Raw genomic sequence first — 18,445 nt, 5'->3', positions numbered from 1 at the left:
TTAATTTTAAGCCTTTTTAATTTCCAAAATTCACGAAATGCGGAATGTCTGTGGTAAAGCCGTTCATTGGCAAAAGATTGTTCCGGTTGCTGTTGAAATCGAACAATGAATTATTGTCAAAAGGAACTTTTGGATAATAGGTGAAGGAAATCTGAATCCGGTTGAAGACCAGAAAAGGATTATTAATGAGAACACCGATTCCTATTTTTGTATTGACGTTTGTTTTTAATAATTTTTCATCGGGCATTGCCAACCAGCCTGCTGCAGCAGTTAAATAAGGACTGAAATGAAAGTTTTTCCAGGTTTTATTAACGAAAAGCTGAAGCTGATATCGCAGAACGAGTTTTTTTGTCCCGATATAATCTGCGCTGTACACCGGAAACTCATCGCCTGCGGATAGATTGATGCGGTCTCTGTAAGAATAATTTTGCTGCGGATTTCCCAAGGCGAACGTGGGAGAAAAAAAGTGTCTTGCACTGGCAAATTTCCAATCCATAAGATTGGTGAAATAGGTTCCGTCTAACCGGAAAGATTCGCGGTTTTGTCTGTCTTCGTTGAAGAATCTTCCGAATTGCGCTCTCACACTGAAATATCCGATGTCGGTAAAATCTCCATACGCGGCTGAAATTCCTGCATAAGGAATTATTTTATTGCTTCTTGATAAACCTCCCGCAGTAAGGCTCGCCGAAGTTCCGTAGGCAATATCTTCCGGAAGATCGTACTGAAAAATATTCTTCTGAACAGAGAATTTTCGCTGTATAAATCCTACAGACGCCAGAAAACTGCTGTAAGAGGTAAAATAATCATATTTGTCTATTGCAGGATTGTCTTTGTACTGATAATTCTGGAATCTTCCGATTAAAGCAATATTGCTGGAAACTTTTTCTGAAGTTTTTGAGGCAATGGGAATCTGGTAACCTCCCCATAAATCCTGACTGTACACTTTAATCTGAGCTTCAGGAAAAACGGTTTCGGATTCAATCGGCAGCAAAACCCTACGCATAAAATATTCAAAATTAAATCCTCCCGCCCATTTCGTTAAAGGAGAGAAAAAATCGCGCGTTGCACTAAGGCTGATTCTTTCGTTTCTGACAAAATCCCTTTCTCCCAAAATCTGTGCATTGATGTACGAACCCCATAAATTGTATGCGGTGTAACTTCCGAGTAAATAATTCTGTTTTTCTTTGGAATCGTTCCGGTACAGAAAACTTAAGTCATGCCCCAGACCGAGAAAATTTTCTTCGGTAACGCCTAACCCGATTTTATTTCCGGAATAGCTTGCTCTGGGTTTCAGACTCCATGAATCCAGCACTTTTACGATAACATCTATAGAATCTTTGGAGGAAGTACTGTCGGAAATACTGATGTTCACTCTGTTGATAAAAGGCATTGTTCTCAGCAAACGTTCAGACTCATAGATTTTCTGGGCATTGTATTCTTCTCCTTTTTGGAAAAGTAAATAATTGTTAACTGTTGAAATTCTTGTATTGGAGTGAAGATGATTGGTAAACCAGTCGTACCATCTGGATTTCTCTTTCTTATCTTTAGAACCGTATCCGAAAGGATCTATGGTTTCGATTTTAATATTTCTGATGTATTTTCCGTCGTGCGTTTCCTGCACAACTTTTTCGGTGGTTGTTTTTACAGAAACGGAATCTGCTTCTCTACGAAATATAAAACGGTGAAGGAATTTGGTAAATTTTCTCTTATCTGAAAATTTTTCAATTTTATAATAGATCGAATCCTTTTTTTCCTGTGCATGGAAAAAGAAGAAACAATTAAAAATAAGAGCTAAAATTACGATCGACTTGTTCATTTACCATCTGAAATTCGGTAAATTTTGTAGTATCAATTTACAAGCCATAAAGTGCTGAATATTTTTTTTGCTGAGTAAAGAATCTTTTTAATTCGCAGAAAGTTTAAAAGATAGACGCGCTGTCTCTCTTTTTTATGGTAATTCATCAAAAATATCATTAAAATCGTACTCGCCTGTCATCGGATCGATGTAAATTTCCTGAGGATTATGACTCAGCTTATTCGGATTAAAAAGTAGTGCATCTGCAATTCCGCCGACCAATCCAAACATGATCCCTAATTTAATATCATATTGAGGCGGAAATAAACTTGAAGGTTTTGCGACGATGTAAAATCCTTTTTCATTTTTTAACAGTTCCTGAAATCCTGAATAGGTATTTTTAAACGCTTTTCCGTTTTCTACATAGATAAACATTTTACGGGAAGGAATTTTCATTTTCTTTCCGTTTTCGGTTTTTACAGCCCTATCTAATGTTCCATTTTCCCATCGCTCCAATGTGTAGCCTTCTTCCGGAGTCTGTCTGAAAAACGAATTGTAATCCAGATAGATTCCTTCTTTCAGGGTTTCATTTTTAAAGGCAGGATAATTATTTACATAGTTTTGATAATTGGAAATATCATCCCGTGTAAGGTCATATTTTGAAGGTTTGGATTTGTATGTTTTTTCAAGATACAAAGAAAATAGATGATGCATATTTCTCACCATCGCATCGGCAACATCTCTGTGACTGAACATAAATGTGGTGTCTTTTTTATACAGAAAATGATACTTCCCCTCTTCTTTCACAAAGCTTTGAAGGGAAAATTTCATGGTTCCGATGTTTTTCCTTTCGTACGTTTCTTTTACAGATAATTTAAGATCATTAAGAACTAACACAAGATCCTGCTTCCCTCCTTTCAGATTGCTTCTGCGGTACCATTCGGAAAGATCGTCTTCCGGACTGTTCTGAAACGAAACTTCTTTCATTTCTTTGCCATCTCCAAAAGGCAGAACTCCGATGGTTTTATCTTTTCTGTTATCAATAACAATTAATGTGTTGTAATCTCCTTCTCCATTATTGGGAATACTGCCTTTTAGTTTTATGATTTCTTTATTCTGTGCAAAAGAAACAATCAACAGACAAGTCATGATAACCTGCAAAAACTTCTTCATCATTAAAATTTTAAATTAAAATTACTTCGTAAAAATATATTCTCCCGTAAGTGGATCGATGTAAATATTAGACAAATTTTCAGGTTTATCTCTTGCTGTTTTTCCGGAATCGAGTGCTGCACCGATCAGTCCGCCGACAATTCCGCCCATCATTACACCAATCATGGCGCCGTTATTAACATTCTGAGGCGGAAACAGCTCAAGTCTTGAAGAAACTACATAATATCCTTTATCGTCTTTCTGCATTTCTAAGAAGCCAACAGGCGTAAGTCGGTATGCTTTTCCGTCTTCCACATATCCAAAAACATACTCTGCGGATAAAAGAAGATCTTCCCTGTTTTTAATCCCGATAACTTTTCCTTTTTTATTTTTATCTACATAATATCCTTCTTCCGGCTTTTGAAGAGAAAAAGATCTGAAATCTTTATACACTCCGTTTGTAAGTTCAGGGACTGTAAGATATTTGATATTTTTGCCTACGATTTTCTCATAATTATGAAGATCAGACTCAGCAATTGGAGTACTCAAAGCGATATGCGAGTAAGAATCTTTAATTAAAGTGGAAAAAATAGTTTCTATGGCTACAGATATTACTCTTGGGATGTTGGGCGTTAATTTTGAATTGAAACCTACCGTACTGTTGTACCGGTTAATGAAATAATATTTGCCGTTCCTGTTGATAAAACTGCTGATTTTAACCTTTGCTTTTGCCAAGCCTGTGTTTTTAAAATCATCAATCCTGATTTCTTCCAACAACAAAACAATATCGTTATTATTTCCTTTGGTCTTATTATCGTTTGTAAACCAGTCTTCTACATATTTTTTAAGATCCTCATTTTCAAACTTCAACTGAACATTTTCTTTTTTGTAGGTTACAGTTCCTAAATCTTTTTCAGTTCTGTTATCAATCAGGGTTAAAGACTTTACCCGTGAGAATTTATCTTTAATACTTTGGTTGAGCTTTATATATTCAGTTTTCTGCGCTGTTAAAATACATGAAAACATCAAAAACAGAATTATCTTCTTCATCGTTAAAAATTTTCGCAAAAATATAGTTTTAATTTAAAATTAAACGACCCTCACAAATAAATTGCAAGGGTCGTCCAACATTAAAAAAATAAACTATTATGGGTTTTGTCTTGAAGCACTATTACTGCCATTATTTCCGTGAGGTTTTCTTTCGTTCATTTTATCTCTCATCATTCCCTCAGACTGGAAAAGCTTCAAAACTTTTTGGCATGGTATTACTTTCTGCATTTTGTCTGCATACTTTTTCCTGTTATCGAGCAGCTTCTGCCCTACTTCAAAACTCTGCTGAAGCTTGGCTTTTGCCTCTTCATCCGATAAGTTTTCAGGATTAAAATCAGAATTAAACTGACTTTTTATCTGCTTTTGGCTTTCCAGATATTCATTATAAATATCGGTAAACTCTTCCTTATCACTGGGATCAATATCCAGATTATCCATCACCATATTATTCCTGAACTTCATCAGAAGATTCTTTCTTTCCTCAGGAGAAAGATTATTGATGATCTCCTTTCTCTGTTTAGGATCCATCTTCTTCCAGTCATAATCTGTCCTTTGGGCATTCAGACCAAAACTATAGATAATAAAAAGCGTAAATAATATCTTTTTCATTTTCTTTTAATTATATAAGTCCAAATAAACGTCCTGTGTAGAATTGCTTGCCAGTTCCGAAATTTCGGAATTTGAGAAGGAATCCAGGTACTCGTTCATCTGAGCCTCATTTTGTTTCGAAACAGATGGTGAAGATTTTGGTCTTGCTTCATCTGCCGTCTTAGCCGGTTTTTCTTCTTTCGCTAAAGACTTATTGTTGTCCTGACTGCTACCTGTTTGATTGTTATTCTCAACAGAAGTTAAATCAGATTTTAAGGTTTCATAAGCAATCTGGCTTTCCGTTTTAGGCTCCTGATTGTTTGCTGCAACCTGTTGCTGTACCTGATCTGCAGAATCTCCGTTGTTGAAAACAAAAGTCGCTCCAAAAATCAAGGCAAGCGATGCCGCCGCTGCATAAGCCCAGTTAAGTTTAAAAATCGGTGCTTTTTTAACAGGCAGAATATGTTTTACCACATTATTCTGAACTGTTTCAAATACATTTTCCGGAACGGTGTAAATATTCTTACGTTCCAATTGCTCCAGATCAAAATCATTCATTCCGCTCAATACCTTTCCCTGAATATTTTCAAACAAATTTTCGGGGACTTTGTATATATTTTTGCGTTCTAATTTTTCCAGATCAAAATCTTTCATGCTGTTTTTTCTCAAAAATTATCTTTCGTAATTCTCTTTGATGTATTCTTCTATCTTCTGTTTGGCATAATGATAATTTGTTTTTAATGTTCCTACGGACATATCTACAATTTTAGATATCTCTTCGTAAGGCAAATCATCATAATACCGCATCATAAATACCAGTTTCTGCTTTTCCGGCAGGCTTTGTATGGCGTTCTGCAGCAAAATCTGTATCTCTTCTGCATCTCCGTCTGTATTGTCAGCAATAAGATTCTGCATATGATATTCGGGATCTTCATCGGTCTTCTGCATTTTCTTCAGTTTATTAATCTGCTGAAGCGCCTCATTGGTGGCGATTCTGTACAGCCATGTGTACAACTGGCTGTCATTTTTAAACTGATGAAAATTCTGATAAGCTTTAATAAAAGTCTCCTGCAAAGTGTCCTGCGCAAGATCTCCGTCCACAATAATTCTTCTTATGTGCCAATACAATCTACTCTGATAAGCATCCATCAGTGCACGAACTCCTTTTTCCTGAGTTCGCGGATCTTGCATCAACGAAATAATTTCCGTGTCTTTAATCTTCATAGGATGCTTTCATTGTTTTGGATTACAAAAATAACTGAAAGTTAAATTACTCCTTCAATTTTTAGTCCAAATATCTTTATTAAATATATGAATTATTTTAAACGTTTTCATTGTGTTCTTATTTATTGATAATCTTATATCCTTAGAATTACTTTAAAATAAAGAAATTTATGGCTCTGAATAAAAAATTCACTATACAATAATCGTTATCCAGATTTAGATTTGAAAATTAAATATTCACTTTTAAATCAAACCAGAAAGTTTATATTTGTTTTATGCAAATTGTAATTATCGGTTCAGGAAATGTAGCCTATCATCTGGCAAAAGCATTCGTTCAGAATAAGATTCCTTTGGCTCAGATTTTTGGAAGGAATGAAGAGGAATTGAAAAAAGTGTCTGAAGAATTGGGAACATCTTATTCAACTAAAAATTTAGTCGATTCAGATTTATACATCATTGCCGTAAGTGATAACTCCGTTGAAGAGGTCTCAGAAATGATTCCCAAAAAAGACTGTCTTGTTGTTCATACTTCCGGATCGCTACCCAAAGAAAGCTTAAAAGGAGATTATCGGAAGGCAAGTTTCTATCCTTTGCAGACGTTTTCGAAATCGAAGGAACTGGATTATTCTAAAATTCCGTTTTTTATTGAAACAGAAAACGAGCAGGATAAAAAAATTCTGTTTGAAATTGCTTCGAAGATTTCAGAAAACGTGATGGAAAGTACCCATGAAAAAAGAAAATACATTCATCTTACCGCAGTTTTTGCCTGCAATTTTGTCAATCATCTGTTTGCAAGGGCTAAAGAAATTTCAGATTCTCAGGAAATTCCTTTTGGTTATTTTTTACCATTGATTGACGAAACTGTACAGAAAATTTACGAAATTGAGCCCCGATCTGCCCAGACCGGTCCCGCAGTAAGGAACGACAAAAGAATACTGGAGCTGCACGAACAATTACTGCATGGAGAAAGTCTGGAAATTTATAAGACAATGAATCACTCAATTCAGAAAATGTATGAGTTATAAAGAGAAATTAAAAAATATTAAAGCGTTTGTATTCGACGTAGATGGCGTTTTTACAGACGGAAGCGTGTATCTGATGCCCGGTGGAAATATGTGCAGGGTAATGAATGTTCTGGACGGATACGCCGTAGTTAAAGCATTAAAAAACAATTATTTAATCGGAGTTATCACCGGAGGAAATGATGAAATGGTAAAACACAGAATCAATTACCTGGGTATTGAAGATTATTATGCAAAATCCCACAATAAGATGGCAGATTTTGAGGATTTCAGAAGAAAAAATCATTTGAAGTACGATGAAATTTTAACAATGGGGGATGACCTTCCGGATCTTCAGATCATGAAAAGTTCTGCCATTTCTGCGTGTCCGGAAAATGCAGTTCCCGAAATAAAAGCCATTTCCGATTATATTTCGCCCATCAAAGGGGGAAGCGGAGCTGTAAGAGACGTCATCGAACAGGTGATGAAAGTTCAGGGAAACTGGTTCGACGACGATGATACACAATCTACTTAATTTACTGTAAATGAAATTATTACTAGCCTCACAATCTCCGAGAAGAAAAGAGCTTTTAACCAGTTTAGGGTTCGAATTTGAAGTCGTAAAGATTGATTGTGAAGAAATTGTTCCCGAACACATCAAAGTAGAGGAGTCTGCTGCTTATTTATCTGAATTAAAAGCAGATGCATTCCGAAGTCTTGAAAAAGATGAAGTATTGTTAACCGCAGATACCGTTGTAGCCATTGATGATCAGTTTCTGGGAAAACCATCGGATGAAAAGGAAGCTAAACAGATGCTTCAGCTTCTTTCCGGAAAGACTCATCAGGTTTACACCGGAATTACCATAAAAACCTCAGATAAAACCATCACACAGATCGATGTTGCCGATGTGGAATTGGATGAAATTACAGATGATGAAACAAAATATTATATTAAAAATTACAGACCTTTCGACAAAGCCGGAAGCTACGGTATTCAGGAATGGCTCGGAATGGCAAAAATCAAAAAAATAACAGGAAGCTATTATACGATCATGGGACTTCCTACTCATTTGGTTTACAAAATTTTGAAAGAAATATAACGAGTTTCCCCATAAAATTTTATTATTTTTACAAAATCATCAATCCTACTGATAATAAAAAGTAGATTAGCGAGTTATATTTAATAATGAAAAAGAATATTTTATTCCTTTTGATACTCTGTATCGTTGCTTCATGCGCCACAAAGGTAAAAAAGCCTGAACAGCGGTCTAAGTTTATGAAAGGATTTACCACATATTACAACACGTTATTTAATGCAAAAGATGCTTTAAATAATGAGTTTGAGACCCGCGATAAGGGGCATAAAGACAATTTTTATGCGCCTTATATCCCGATTCTTACGTATGAAGATCAGCCTTTGGGAAGTGATCTGGGACAGTCTGCTGCATTTGCAGAAAACTCCATGAAAATGGGAGAGATCAACCGTCCTCAGCAAAATACCGATTCCCGCGGCGGCCGTCCTCCGGGAATGCCTTCAGGAATGCCCGGAAATCCGATGTCGGGTGCAACGGGAATGGCTACTGGAGAATCCGGTCAGCCTGAACAGAAAGGAGCCACCACACTGGAAATTGCAGAAGCAAAGGCTTTAAAAGCGATCAACAAATATTCTGTGATCCGACATGGGGAAGAGCAGAACAAACAGATTTTCGATGCGTACATGATTCTTGCACAGGCGAGAATTTACAGGGGAAAATCTTTGGAAGCACTTGATGCGCTAAATTATGTTTTTACGCACATGAAGGATGATAAAAGACTTCCTCTGGCAAGAATTTATCAGGGTTTAGCGTATGATCAGATCAAAAATTATCATAAAGCTCATGAAACTTTTGCCAAACTGAAAGGAGACAAAATTTCAAAGCAATACGAGAAATTACTGAGTATTTACTATGCAGAATCTCTTTTGGACGCAGGAAAAAAAGAAGAAGCCATAAAAGAACTGGATAATGCTTTTGAACTGAACAGCAACAGAAAGCTGAAAAGCCGAATTGCTTATCTGAGAGGGCAGGTTCTAGAGGGTCTTAACCAGAATGAAAAGGCTCGCGAAAGCTTTATGGCTGCTTACAAATACGCCAATGATTTTGAATTTGAGGTAAAATCCCAGATCGAAATTGCCAAAACTTTCAACGGAAACGGAGATTACAGCGGAGCAAGAAAATACCTTGAAGACATCAGTAAAAAAGGAACTTACGGATCCAGAAAAAACGAATTTTACTATGCTTTGGGACTGATGGCAAACAAAGCCGGAAAGAAGGATGAAGCTCAGGAATTTTTCAGAAAATCTCTGAAGGAAAAAGTGTCTGACGGACAAATTCGAGGTCTTGCGTACTATGAAATCGGGAAAGGATATCTGGATAAAAATGATTACATCGGAGCCGGTGCATATTATGATTCTGCTTTGGCGGTAATGACTTACGAACCTTCTAAAGTCCTTTTGGCAGATCAGTCTACGTACATCAAAAAGATTTCAAGAAACTATTATCTGATCAAAAAGAACGACAGTATTCTGAATCTGGCAAAAATGGCTCCGGATCAGAAAACAGATTTCTTCAATAAATATATTGCTAAAATTAAAGCCAAAGAGGAAAGAGAAGAACTGGAAAGAAAACGCGCGGAAAGATCCAAAGGTTTCGATACCGGAGACTATAATGCGAACTCTATATTTGCCAACAGCTCAAATTCTTTCGAAGATTTCGGGGTAGCAACCAAAGGTTTCTATTTCAGCAATACAGGGACGGTTTCCAAAGGAACCCAGACCTTTAAGCAAACCTGGGGAGACAGAGCTTTGGTAGACAACTGGCGTTTTTCCAAGAAAATGGCAACAATCGAAGATCTTAAAAATGATGCTTTAGGAACCACTGCCGCGCCTAACCCGAGACGTTTTGAACCGGCTTTCTACATAGAGCAGATTCCGACGGATGTTGCAAAACTGGATCAGCTTAAAAAAGACAGAGATACCGCTTCTTTAGGTTTGGGAGTTATGTATCAGAATTATTTTACCAATACGCCTTTAGCTACAAAAACTCTGTATGATCTGGTAGATGTAAAACCTGAAGAAAAAGTGATGTTACAGGCTTTGTATGAGATTTTCGCCATGAATTATGAAAAAAATCCACAGGCTGCCGAAAGAGCAAAACAAATCCTTTTAAAAGATTATCCTTACACATCGTATGCAGAATTTGCAAGAAATCCTAAAAGCAGTTCTTTCGTAAAATCTTCCGCAGATGTGGAAAACCAGTACAAACAGGCATTTGCACTGTATGAATCTGAGAAGTTCGGGGAAAGTAAAGATCTCATTGAAAAAGCGATCCAGCAAAATCCGAAGGATGCTCTGGTTCCGAAATTATATTTGCTAAACGCCTTCAATTCCGGAAAATCGAGTGGGAAAGAGGTGATGATTCTTCAACTGGAACAGATTGCCCTGAATTACGGTAAAACGCCTGAAGGCGAAAAAGCCAAAGAAATGCTTAATTATCTGAAAAGTGACCTGAGCTTCCAGGCTACCGATAATAAAGGAAATGCGGTGCCTCAAAATCCGGGAGATATGGTAAACAATGTTCCGCAACAACCGACGCAGCAGAATAACGGAATCGGCACTTCGCCGCAAATGCAGGGAAATAATATGATGAATAATCCTCAGCAGAGCCAGCCGATGAACAACAGCGGAAGTAAACCGTCTAAAAAACAAAATAACAATCAGCAGCCTCCTGTAAATACAGTTCCGGCAAAACCACAATAAAAATAAAAGCGAAGAACTACTCTTCGCTTTTATTTTTTTTCTTTACTCCATGAAAATCTTTGAGATAGAAAGGCTCAAAATAAGCAATATCCTCAAATTCTTTCTGCTCTATTTTTTCAAGTGCTTTTTTTACTAAATATTTTGCAGAAGGATAGGAATTTTCATCAAATACAGCATTCGGAAGCTGTAAAATCTCTTTTGCTTTCTTGGCACCGTCTCCTGCAAAAAGGATTTTTTTATCTTTAAATTCTTCAAAAGAAGTTTCGTCTAGAATTTTAGCCTCGGTTGCAGAAATTTCTTTGCCTGTTTTTCCGTCATAAACCGCCGTATAAACCTCCATTCGTCTCGCATCGATCATTGGTACTATAAAATCGTAGTTCTGGTCTAAAAAAGGCTCTATGATGCTTTCCATAGAATTTACCGCAATCAATGGAATTTTCAGTCCGTAGCAGAAACCTTTTGCAGAAGCTGCACCAATTCTCAATCCGGTATACGAACCGGGACCTTTACCCAGACAAACGGCTTCAATTTCCTTCATGGAAATTCCGGCTCCTTCCAAGGCCCATTCTACAAAAGTATGCAGACTTTCAGACTGTTTGTAGTTTTCAGAAACTTCTTCCGTTACACACAACAGCTTTTCATTATCGGAGATCGCGACGGAACAGTTTTTTGACGAGGTTTCGAGATATAGAATTTTCATTTTTTAAATTTAAAATCAACAACAAAATGCAAATCGATTGTTTCCCTGCAAATTTATGGCTTTATTTCCACACTTTGCCTGATCCAGAGTTTCCAGACCGATTTCTCCTTTTTCCAGATTTCCAGCAATGCAAGAATCATTTCGAATTTCTGGCTTTTGTAGGTTCCTGAAACTTTTATTTTTCTTCTCAGTGAGCAGATATTTTTATCTTTTTTAAGCTCTGAAATTTCAATCTGTTCAATCTTATCATAAATTACTTTTTTCGAGCTGAAATCTCTTTTAAAATCCGAATAGTTCTGAATCCATCCATTGGAGTGTCCGAAAGAAACATCATTTTCGAACAAATCTAAAACTCCGGAATCGTTATTCTGTATCAGAGAATCCAGTTTTACCGTCTGAGAAAGGAGTTGTTTTTCGTCTTTTGAATACTTTTGTGAGTATGCGAAAATACAAGAGAAGCACAGTAAGAAGGGTAAAAGTTTCATCGTTCAAACTCAGATTAAGACTTTCTGTGGATGGTTCTCGGTTCCGCCTGAGCAGAAGGGTAGATCGTCATATCCGAAATACAGACATGTTTCGGAGCATTGATGCAATAGGCAATGGAATCTGCAATATCTTCTGCTTTCAGAGGTTCATAACCGGCGTAAACCGTTGCTGCTCTTTCGCTGTCTCCTTTAAATCTTACCATAGAAAAGTCTGTCTCTACAGCTCCCGGCTGAATATTCGTTACTTTGATTCCAAATTCCGTAAGTTCGATACGCATTCCTTCGGAAATAACATCTACTGCTTTTTTTGTGGCACAATAGACCACACCGTTTGCATAAGTCTGTCTCGCTGCAACAGAACTGATGTTAACGATATGTCCTGAGTTTCGTTCTTTCATTCCGGGAATAATCATTTTAGAAACGTACAGAAGTCCTTTCACATTTCCGTCGATCATAGAATCCCAATCATCCGTTTTTCCGGCAGACAAAGGATCTAATCCATGAGCATTTCCGGCATTGTTGATTAAAACATCAATATTTTTCCATTGCGAAGGAAGAGAACCGATTGCAGTTTCCACTTCTTCAAGATTTCTGACATCGAATTTTAAACTAAATATTTCGGTATATTGTGAAAGTTCATTTTTAAAATCTTCAAGAACTTCAGACCTTCTTCCGCAGATAATTATTCTGTTTCCCTGTTTTGCCAGAAGTTCGGCGGTAGATTTTCCGATTCCGGATGTTGCTCCGGTGATTAATATTGTTTTCATTTTTACTTTTTATTTTTGGATTGTATTATGTTTTTTTGATTATCCGTTATTAATCATACAGCTTTTTAACGCAAAGGATCGACAAGATTCTTTTTATATACCACTTTTTTTAATTTCGCAAAGCTACTTCTACAAGCTCATCATAAACTATTCACTCAGCAAAGAACTCAAAGGTTTTTCAATTATGTCAGATTACGGACAATCATTTATTAGTATAACAATCATTAATGCATTCAATTCATTCTTAAATTAATTTAGTTCGCGTCAAATGCTTCAAAAGCATCGATGATATGTTCGATCATCAGATTTTTATTTTCGTCAGGAAGAATGGAAATGATATCAAATCGTACTTCCTGATTTTTATTGTATTCTTCCATGAAATAATTGGCAGCCGAAACAATCAACTTAATCTTTCGTTTGTTTACGGCTTCCTGTGGAAGATTAAACACATCGGTAGAACGTGCCTTTACTTCAACGACTACAATTAAACTATCTTTTTCGGCAACCAAATCCAGTTCTGCTTTCTGATACCGAAAGTTTCTTACCAAAATTTTGTAGCCGTTTTTCTGTAAATATTCAGCGGCCAATTCTTCTGCTTTTTTACCAAAATCGTTGTGATCTGCCATTATATTGATAGATTATTTTTTATACAAAAAATCACTGTTGAAAAACTTACAATCAGTATAATTATCCAAAAAATTATTCCATACAAAGTCAGATGATATTCTTCCTTCTTATTCCAGATTTCTCTTAAACTTAATTTTTCTCCTTTCATCAAACATTTAAAGAAAACAATATACATTCCTAAAGTTCGGAGAAATAATAGATTCATCTTAAAACTCAATCTTAGCCTTATTCTTAACCTCCAATCTCACATTTCCACCAATAATCAACGGTCTGTTGTCTTTGATGTGTCCATTCGGGAAACCGAAAACTGTTGGGAAATCATACTTTGAAACTCTGTCGGCAATTAACTTGTAGGCAAATTCATCAAAGCTTTCTTCGTATTGTTTATTTTCTTTTTCATCGCCCATATTGGTCATTCCGCCGATAATCAACCCTGAAATTTTATTAAAAACTCCGGCTAATTCAAGACTCATGATCATTCTGTCGAGAGCATAAAAGTTTTCGCCGATATCTTCAATGAAAAGAATTTTATCTTTAAAATCAAAGGAATATTTCGTTCCTAAAAGCGCATAAATCAAGGCTAAATTTCCACCGACCAACTGTCCTTCAACGTTTCCTTTTTTATTGAACTGATGAGAGGAGAGGGTATATGTAAGAGATTTTCCTTTTAAAACATCAAAAATAAGATCGTAGCTTTCTTCGGTAACGCCAAAGCTCGATGTTTTTACAGTCTGTCCGTGAATGGATGCAAAGCCTTTTTTCAGCAGATAACTCTGGATCACCGTATTGTCTGAGTAGCCAATGTACCATTTCGGATTCTTGGCAAAGTTTTTAAGATTAAGATGCTGAATGAGATGCTGACAACCGTAACCGCCTCTTGAAGCCCAGACTGCGGAAATTTCGCTGTCATTGAGCGCCCAGTTCATGTCTTTTAATCTTTCCTGCTCCGTTCCTGCGTAATTGTATCCGTTTGCATATTTCGTGTAAAGATGTTCTCCCAAAACGGGTTCGAAACCTTTACTTTTAATCATTTCGATTCCCTTTTCAAGTTGGGAAGATTCTACGGCTCCTGCAGGAGAAATAATGGCTATTTTATCGCCTTTTTTCAGAGATTTTGGAAAGATTGTTTTATTCATTTGTCTTTTTGTATTTTACTTCGGTTTTCTCTGCTTCTTCCAGTCTTTTATCAAACTGATTGAATTTTTTAAAGCTCTGCAAGAAAATAAAGAAACTGAATATGATGAGAATTCCGCCAACAATTCTTCTGATTCTGTTGGCTAATTTTTGGGTAAGTCTGTCGTGAAACTGCTTTGCAAGGAATATTTTTACCAGATCGATAAAGAGATACGTTCCGATGACGATTCCGATGTATAAAATGAAATTACTGGTATCCGGATACTGATTTCTTACCGAAATAACGGTGACAAGCCAAAAAAGGATAACTCCGACATTCAGAAGATTAAAGAAAAAACCGTTGACGAATGTTTTAAAATAGTTCTGATTGATGAATTTTTCTTCTCCGGGAATATGCATCTTGGTTTTGGTAACCATCATCACAATTCCATACACAAAGATCAGAATGGCGGTAATTCTGTAAAATCCGGGATGTTTATCGATGAGTGTTACAATATCTGCACTCGCATAATACGCTGCCAAAATGCACAGAAGGTCTGCAGAAATAACGCCTAAATCCAGTGCTAAAGCATGTTTCGGACCTCTCGAAAAGCTGGTTTCAATTAAAAGGAAAAAAATAGGTCCTATAAAAACCAGACTCAGCATGAATCCTAAAACGATGGCAGATAATATAAGTTCAAACATTCAGTGGTGTTTTCAATGAAATAATTTCATCTATTTATACAAAGTTAGTTTTTATGTTGTAAAAAGCAAATATGAAAATGATTTGATGTTATTTACTGTAAAATATTATGTTTCTTTCTGAGGATTCATTCCGGTTATATAATTAATCAGAAAAAAGGCATTTATGATCATTGGAAATGTAACTCCAAAGAAATAATTTTTACCTAAAACTCCTATTCTGATAATGTTTTTATTGATCAAAATATTACTTATAATAACCAGAAGAAGAATAATTCCTACAAACCAATAAAAATTAAATACCGTTTTAAATATCACAGTAAATACCAAAACTGCATTAAGAATACTAAAAACGATATATTTATCAATTTTAGTCATTAATCCACAATCTTGAAATCCAATTGTTTTTGAATCAGATTTGCTTTAACCACTTTGATCTGAACCTGATCTCCCAACTGGTATTTTTTACCGTGCCTGTTTCCATACACAGCGTGGGTTTTTGCATCATAAGAGTAAGAATCGTCGGTTAAATCTCTTAATTTGATTAATCCTTCCGCACCGTTTTCAGGAATTTCTACCCAGAAACCGAATTCTGCAACACCTGAAATAACCCCGTTGAAAGTTTCTCCCAAATGTTTCTCCATAAATTTCACCTGCATGAATTTTATAGAATCTCTTTCTGCATCTGCCGCCAATCTTTCCATATAACTGCAGTGTTTTGCTTTTTCTTCAAGATCTGCCTTGTTCGGAGATTTTCCGCCATCAAGATAATGCTGCAATAATCTGTGCGCAATTAAATCCGGATAACGACGGATAGGAGAGGTGAAGTGGCTGTAATAATCAAATCCCAATCCGTAGTGACCGATAGGTTCTGTAGAATAAACCGCCTTGCTCATGCTTCGCATCGCCAGAGTTTCGATCATATTTTCTTCGCCTTTACCTTTTACATCGTGCAATAATTTGTTTAAAGATTCTGCTACTTTTTTGGTATTCGCCAAGTCCATTTTATATCCGAAAGTCGACACAAAATCTCTCAAAGATTCCAGTTTTGCCGGATCCGGATCGTCGTGAACTCTGTAAATAAAAGTATTCTGCGAAATTTCTCCTCTTTTGTTCAGAGAAACAAATTCCGATACTTTTTTATTCGCCAACAGCATAAATTCTTCAATTAAATGGTTGGAATCTTTGCTTATTTTAAAGTAAACTCCAACAGGCTCGTTGTTTTCATCCAGATTGAACCGTACTTCGCTTCTGTCGAAAGTAATCGCTCCGTCTTTGATTCTTTTCTGACGCATGATTTTCGCCAATTGATCTAAAACCAGGATTTCTTCTTTAAAATCGCCGTCTTTTCCTTCAATTCTTTCCTGCGCTTCTTCGTACGTAAATCGTCTGTCTGAATGAACTACCGTTCTTCCGAACCACTGTTTTTTGATCTCAGCTTTGTCATTCAGCTCAAAAACGGCTGAAAAAGTAAATTTATCTTCGTGCGGACGCAGCGAACATACATCATTACTTAAAACTTCTGGAAGCATCGGTACAACGCGATCTACCAGATATACTGAAGTAGCTCTCTGGTAAGCTTCATCATCCAGAATCGTTCCCGGAACCACATAATGCGAAACATCCGCAATATGAACTCCGATTTCCCAGTTTCCGTTGTCTAATTTTCTGATGGATAACGCATCATCAAAATCTTTTGCATCTTTCGGGTCGATGGTGAAAGTTGTAATTCCACGCATATCCCATCTTTTTGCAACTTCTTCTTCATTGATGCTTCTGTCTATTTTATCTGCATCTCTTTCCACTTCTTCAGGGAATTCGTACGGCAGTCCGTATTCCGCAAGAATAGAGTGGATCTCCGTTTCATGTTCACCGGGAGCTCCTAAAACCTGGATAATTTCTCCTTCCGGATTTTTATCTCCCGGTCTCCATTCCGTCATTTTTACGATCACTTTATTCCCGTCTTCCGCACCTGCAAATTTCGGTTTAGGAACAAAAATATCGGTATTAATGGTCTTTTTATCGCAAACCACAAAACCAAAATCTTTATGAGGAACGATCTGCAAAGTTCCTACGAATTCCGTTCTCGTTCTTTCCAGAACTTCCAGAACAGAGCCTTCCAGCTTTTTACCTTTGTAAGTGTAGGTTACAATTAATACTTTATCGCCCTGCAAAGCATCTTTTACATTCTTTGAGTGTATAAAAATATCATCTTCAAGACCTTCCACATTTACATAAGCATTACCGGACTGATTAAAATCGATAATTCCGGTTAATGTTCCTTTAATATTAAGGTTAAGAACGTATTTTCCTTTTTCGGCTTCTTTTATTCTTTCGGCAGCCTGCAATCTGTGCAGTGCCTGAATCACAAGTTCTCTCTGTCTTGGATTCTTATAATCTATTCCGTCTGAAATCTGCTTATAATTATAGACTTTTGTGGAATTTTCATTCATAAATCTAAGGATCAGTTTTCCGATTTCCTTTAGTTTATGTTCGTTTTTCTGACTTATATATTTTCTTTTTTTTGCCATTTTAATTTGTAATTCGTTAAATTTTCAATTCTGATCTCCCGATCAGAGGGATTTAAATCATCCTTTAACAAGAGATTTTTTAAATCTTAAAGTTTAGTTTATTGGTAAAAACCCATCAATTTTCCTTCCATTTATTCTACAACGGAAGTTTTAGTTTTGTATAAATTTAATACAAATATGGAGAAGAGTGGAGAAAAACCTTTTAATAATGTGTTTTTAAATTTTCTACAGGCTTGTATGGAAATAATAGATGATAATTTCTATTGGACGCTGCAAATATACAAAATAAAAAATAAATAAGGCTTGCAAATTGATTTACAAGCCTTTATACTTTTAGCAGAATGCAATTTTGTCTACTCTGTTCTGATGTCTACCTCCTTCAAAGTCTGTAGAAAGGAATTTCTCAGCAATTTCGATAGCCACTTCCTTTGATATGAATCTTGCAGGGATAGAAATCATATTGGCATCATTATGCTGTCTTGCCAAGGAAGCAATCTCCGGCATCCAGCAAAGTGCGCAGCGAATCTTCTGATGTTTGTTGGCAGTGATCTGAACACCGTTCCCGCTTCCGCACAGCAAAATTCCCAGTTCATTTTCACCGTTTTCAACAGATGTAGCAGCGGGGTGTACAAAGTCCGGATAATCCACACTGTCTGTGGAAAACGTACCAAAATCCTGGATTTCAAAACGTTCTGAAAGATAGTTCTTAACAATCTCCTTGTATTCATAGCCTGCGTGGTCTGCAGCAATTGCTATTTTTCTTTTCATAATACTTGTATTAAGCCTTTAATAGATTTATTCCACACAAAGTTAAGTATAATGTGGATAAGTCTTAAATTTTTGCGAGTTAATTGTGAAAACGCTTGTGGGTAACTGTTGAAAAAAGTTCTAAAACTAAAGTTTCGTAACATTGA

The 18,445-nt window shown here is 36.3% G+C and carries 18 protein-coding genes; 4 read left to right on the top strand and 14 right to left on the bottom strand.

Translation table 11 applies throughout. The features are described 5' to 3' along the window. Positions 1 to 16: 16 nt before the first annotated feature. The 6 genes from QWT87_RS07430 to QWT87_RS07405 all read right to left on the bottom strand — a co-directional run bounded on the left by QWT87_RS07430 (position 17) and on the right by QWT87_RS07405 (position 5,809). Positions 17 to 1,816, bottom strand: a complete 1,800-nt coding sequence (locus tag QWT87_RS07430) for a BamA/TamA family outer membrane protein (RefSeq protein ID WP_302715300.1) — start codon at positions 1,814 to 1,816, stop codon at positions 17 to 19. Between the two features lie 132 nt (positions 1,817 to 1,948). Then, positions 1,949 to 2,968: a hypothetical protein gene (locus tag QWT87_RS07425; protein ID WP_302715298.1), complete on the bottom strand. Its 1,020-nt coding sequence runs from the start codon at positions 2,966 to 2,968 to the stop codon at positions 1,949 to 1,951. A 21-nt stretch (positions 2,969 to 2,989) separates the two neighbouring features. Next, complete coding sequence (locus tag QWT87_RS07420; RefSeq protein WP_302715296.1) at positions 2,990 to 3,997, bottom strand: hypothetical protein; 1,008 nt, start codon at positions 3,995 to 3,997, stop codon at positions 2,990 to 2,992. Positions 3,998 to 4,093: 96 nt separating this feature from the next. Continuing rightward, positions 4,094 to 4,606, bottom strand: coding sequence for a hypothetical protein (locus tag QWT87_RS07415; protein WP_273076617.1), 513 nt, complete (start codon positions 4,604 to 4,606; stop codon positions 4,094 to 4,096). Between the two features lie 6 nt (positions 4,607 to 4,612). Continuing rightward, entirely contained in the window at positions 4,613 to 5,239 is a 627-nt protein-coding gene (locus tag QWT87_RS07410; protein WP_302715291.1) for a hypothetical protein, read from the bottom strand. Between the two features lie 18 nt (positions 5,240 to 5,257). Further along, entirely contained in the window at positions 5,258 to 5,809 is a 552-nt protein-coding gene (locus QWT87_RS07405) for an RNA polymerase sigma factor (protein ID WP_076391069.1), read from the bottom strand. 275 nt (positions 5,810 to 6,084) lie between these two features. On the opposite strand from QWT87_RS07405, the gene QWT87_RS07400 reads away from it, so the two are divergent. The 4 genes from QWT87_RS07400 to porW all read left to right on the top strand — a co-directional run bounded on the left by QWT87_RS07400 (position 6,085) and on the right by porW (position 10,606). Beyond that, positions 6,085 to 6,834: a Rossmann-like and DUF2520 domain-containing protein gene (locus QWT87_RS07400; RefSeq protein ID WP_302715289.1), complete on the top strand. Its 750-nt coding sequence runs from the start codon at positions 6,085 to 6,087 to the stop codon at positions 6,832 to 6,834. Continuing rightward, the gene (locus QWT87_RS07395; protein WP_076391067.1) at positions 6,824 to 7,345 is read left to right on the top strand and encodes a KdsC family phosphatase; all 522 of its coding nucleotides are present in this window, start codon (positions 6,824 to 6,826) and stop codon (positions 7,343 to 7,345) included. The genes QWT87_RS07400 and QWT87_RS07395 overlap by 11 nt, the downstream gene beginning before the upstream one ends. Positions 7,346 to 7,355: 10 nt before the next feature. Further along, on the top strand, positions 7,356 to 7,910 hold the full coding sequence (locus QWT87_RS07390) for a Maf family protein (RefSeq protein WP_302715286.1): 555 nt from the start codon (positions 7,356 to 7,358) through the stop codon (positions 7,908 to 7,910). A gap of 86 nt (positions 7,911 to 7,996) precedes the next feature. Next, complete coding sequence (gene porW / locus QWT87_RS07385; RefSeq protein ID WP_302715284.1) at positions 7,997 to 10,606, top strand: type IX secretion system periplasmic lipoprotein PorW/SprE; 2,610 nt, start codon at positions 7,997 to 7,999, stop codon at positions 10,604 to 10,606. Between the two features lie 16 nt (positions 10,607 to 10,622). Here porW and tsaB read toward each other — a convergent pair whose 3' ends face one another. From tsaB to rpiB, 8 genes are all read right to left on the bottom strand, one after another. Beyond that, positions 10,623 to 11,306, bottom strand: coding sequence for a tRNA (adenosine(37)-N6)-threonylcarbamoyltransferase complex dimerization subunit type 1 TsaB (gene tsaB, locus QWT87_RS07380; protein WP_302715282.1), 684 nt, complete (start codon positions 11,304 to 11,306; stop codon positions 10,623 to 10,625). Positions 11,307 to 11,359: 53 nt separating this feature from the next. Then, positions 11,360 to 11,791 carry a nuclear transport factor 2 family protein gene (locus QWT87_RS07375; protein ID WP_302715280.1) on the bottom strand — a complete coding sequence of 144 codons (432 nt, stop codon included), beginning with the start codon at positions 11,789 to 11,791 and terminating at the stop codon, positions 11,360 to 11,362. 14 nt (positions 11,792 to 11,805) lie between these two features. Beyond that, positions 11,806 to 12,558 carry an SDR family NAD(P)-dependent oxidoreductase gene (locus tag QWT87_RS07370; RefSeq protein ID WP_302715278.1) on the bottom strand — a complete coding sequence of 251 codons (753 nt, stop codon included), beginning with the start codon at positions 12,556 to 12,558 and terminating at the stop codon, positions 11,806 to 11,808. Between the two features lie 254 nt (positions 12,559 to 12,812). Continuing rightward, positions 12,813 to 13,184 carry a YraN family protein gene (locus QWT87_RS07365; RefSeq protein ID WP_302715276.1) on the bottom strand — a complete coding sequence of 124 codons (372 nt, stop codon included), beginning with the start codon at positions 13,182 to 13,184 and terminating at the stop codon, positions 12,813 to 12,815. Positions 13,185 to 13,391: 207 nt separating this feature from the next. Then, positions 13,392 to 14,321, bottom strand: a complete 930-nt coding sequence (locus tag QWT87_RS07360) for a S66 peptidase family protein (protein ID WP_302715274.1) — start codon at positions 14,319 to 14,321, stop codon at positions 13,392 to 13,394. Then, positions 14,314 to 15,003, bottom strand: coding sequence for a LysE family translocator (locus QWT87_RS07355; protein ID WP_076391058.1), 690 nt, complete (start codon positions 15,001 to 15,003; stop codon positions 14,314 to 14,316). Before QWT87_RS07355 ends, QWT87_RS07360 begins: the two co-directional genes overlap by 8 nt. Positions 15,004 to 15,377: 374 nt before the next feature. After that, positions 15,378 to 17,531, bottom strand: coding sequence for a ribonuclease R (rnr, locus tag QWT87_RS07350; protein ID WP_302715271.1), 2,154 nt, complete (start codon positions 17,529 to 17,531; stop codon positions 15,378 to 15,380). 333 nt (positions 17,532 to 17,864) lie between these two features. Continuing rightward, the gene (gene rpiB, locus QWT87_RS07345) at positions 17,865 to 18,299 is read right to left on the bottom strand and encodes a ribose 5-phosphate isomerase B (RefSeq protein WP_108409318.1); all 435 of its coding nucleotides are present in this window, start codon (positions 18,297 to 18,299) and stop codon (positions 17,865 to 17,867) included. Positions 18,300 to 18,445: the final 146 nt, after the last annotated feature.

This window comes from Chryseobacterium urinae (genome assembly GCF_030518295.1).
Taxonomy (GTDB): Bacteria; Bacteroidota; Bacteroidia; order Flavobacteriales; family Weeksellaceae; genus Chryseobacterium; species Chryseobacterium mucoviscidosis.
The sequence above is the reverse complement of the archived record's forward strand: the minus strand, read 5'-3'. Positions and strand labels throughout refer to the sequence as shown.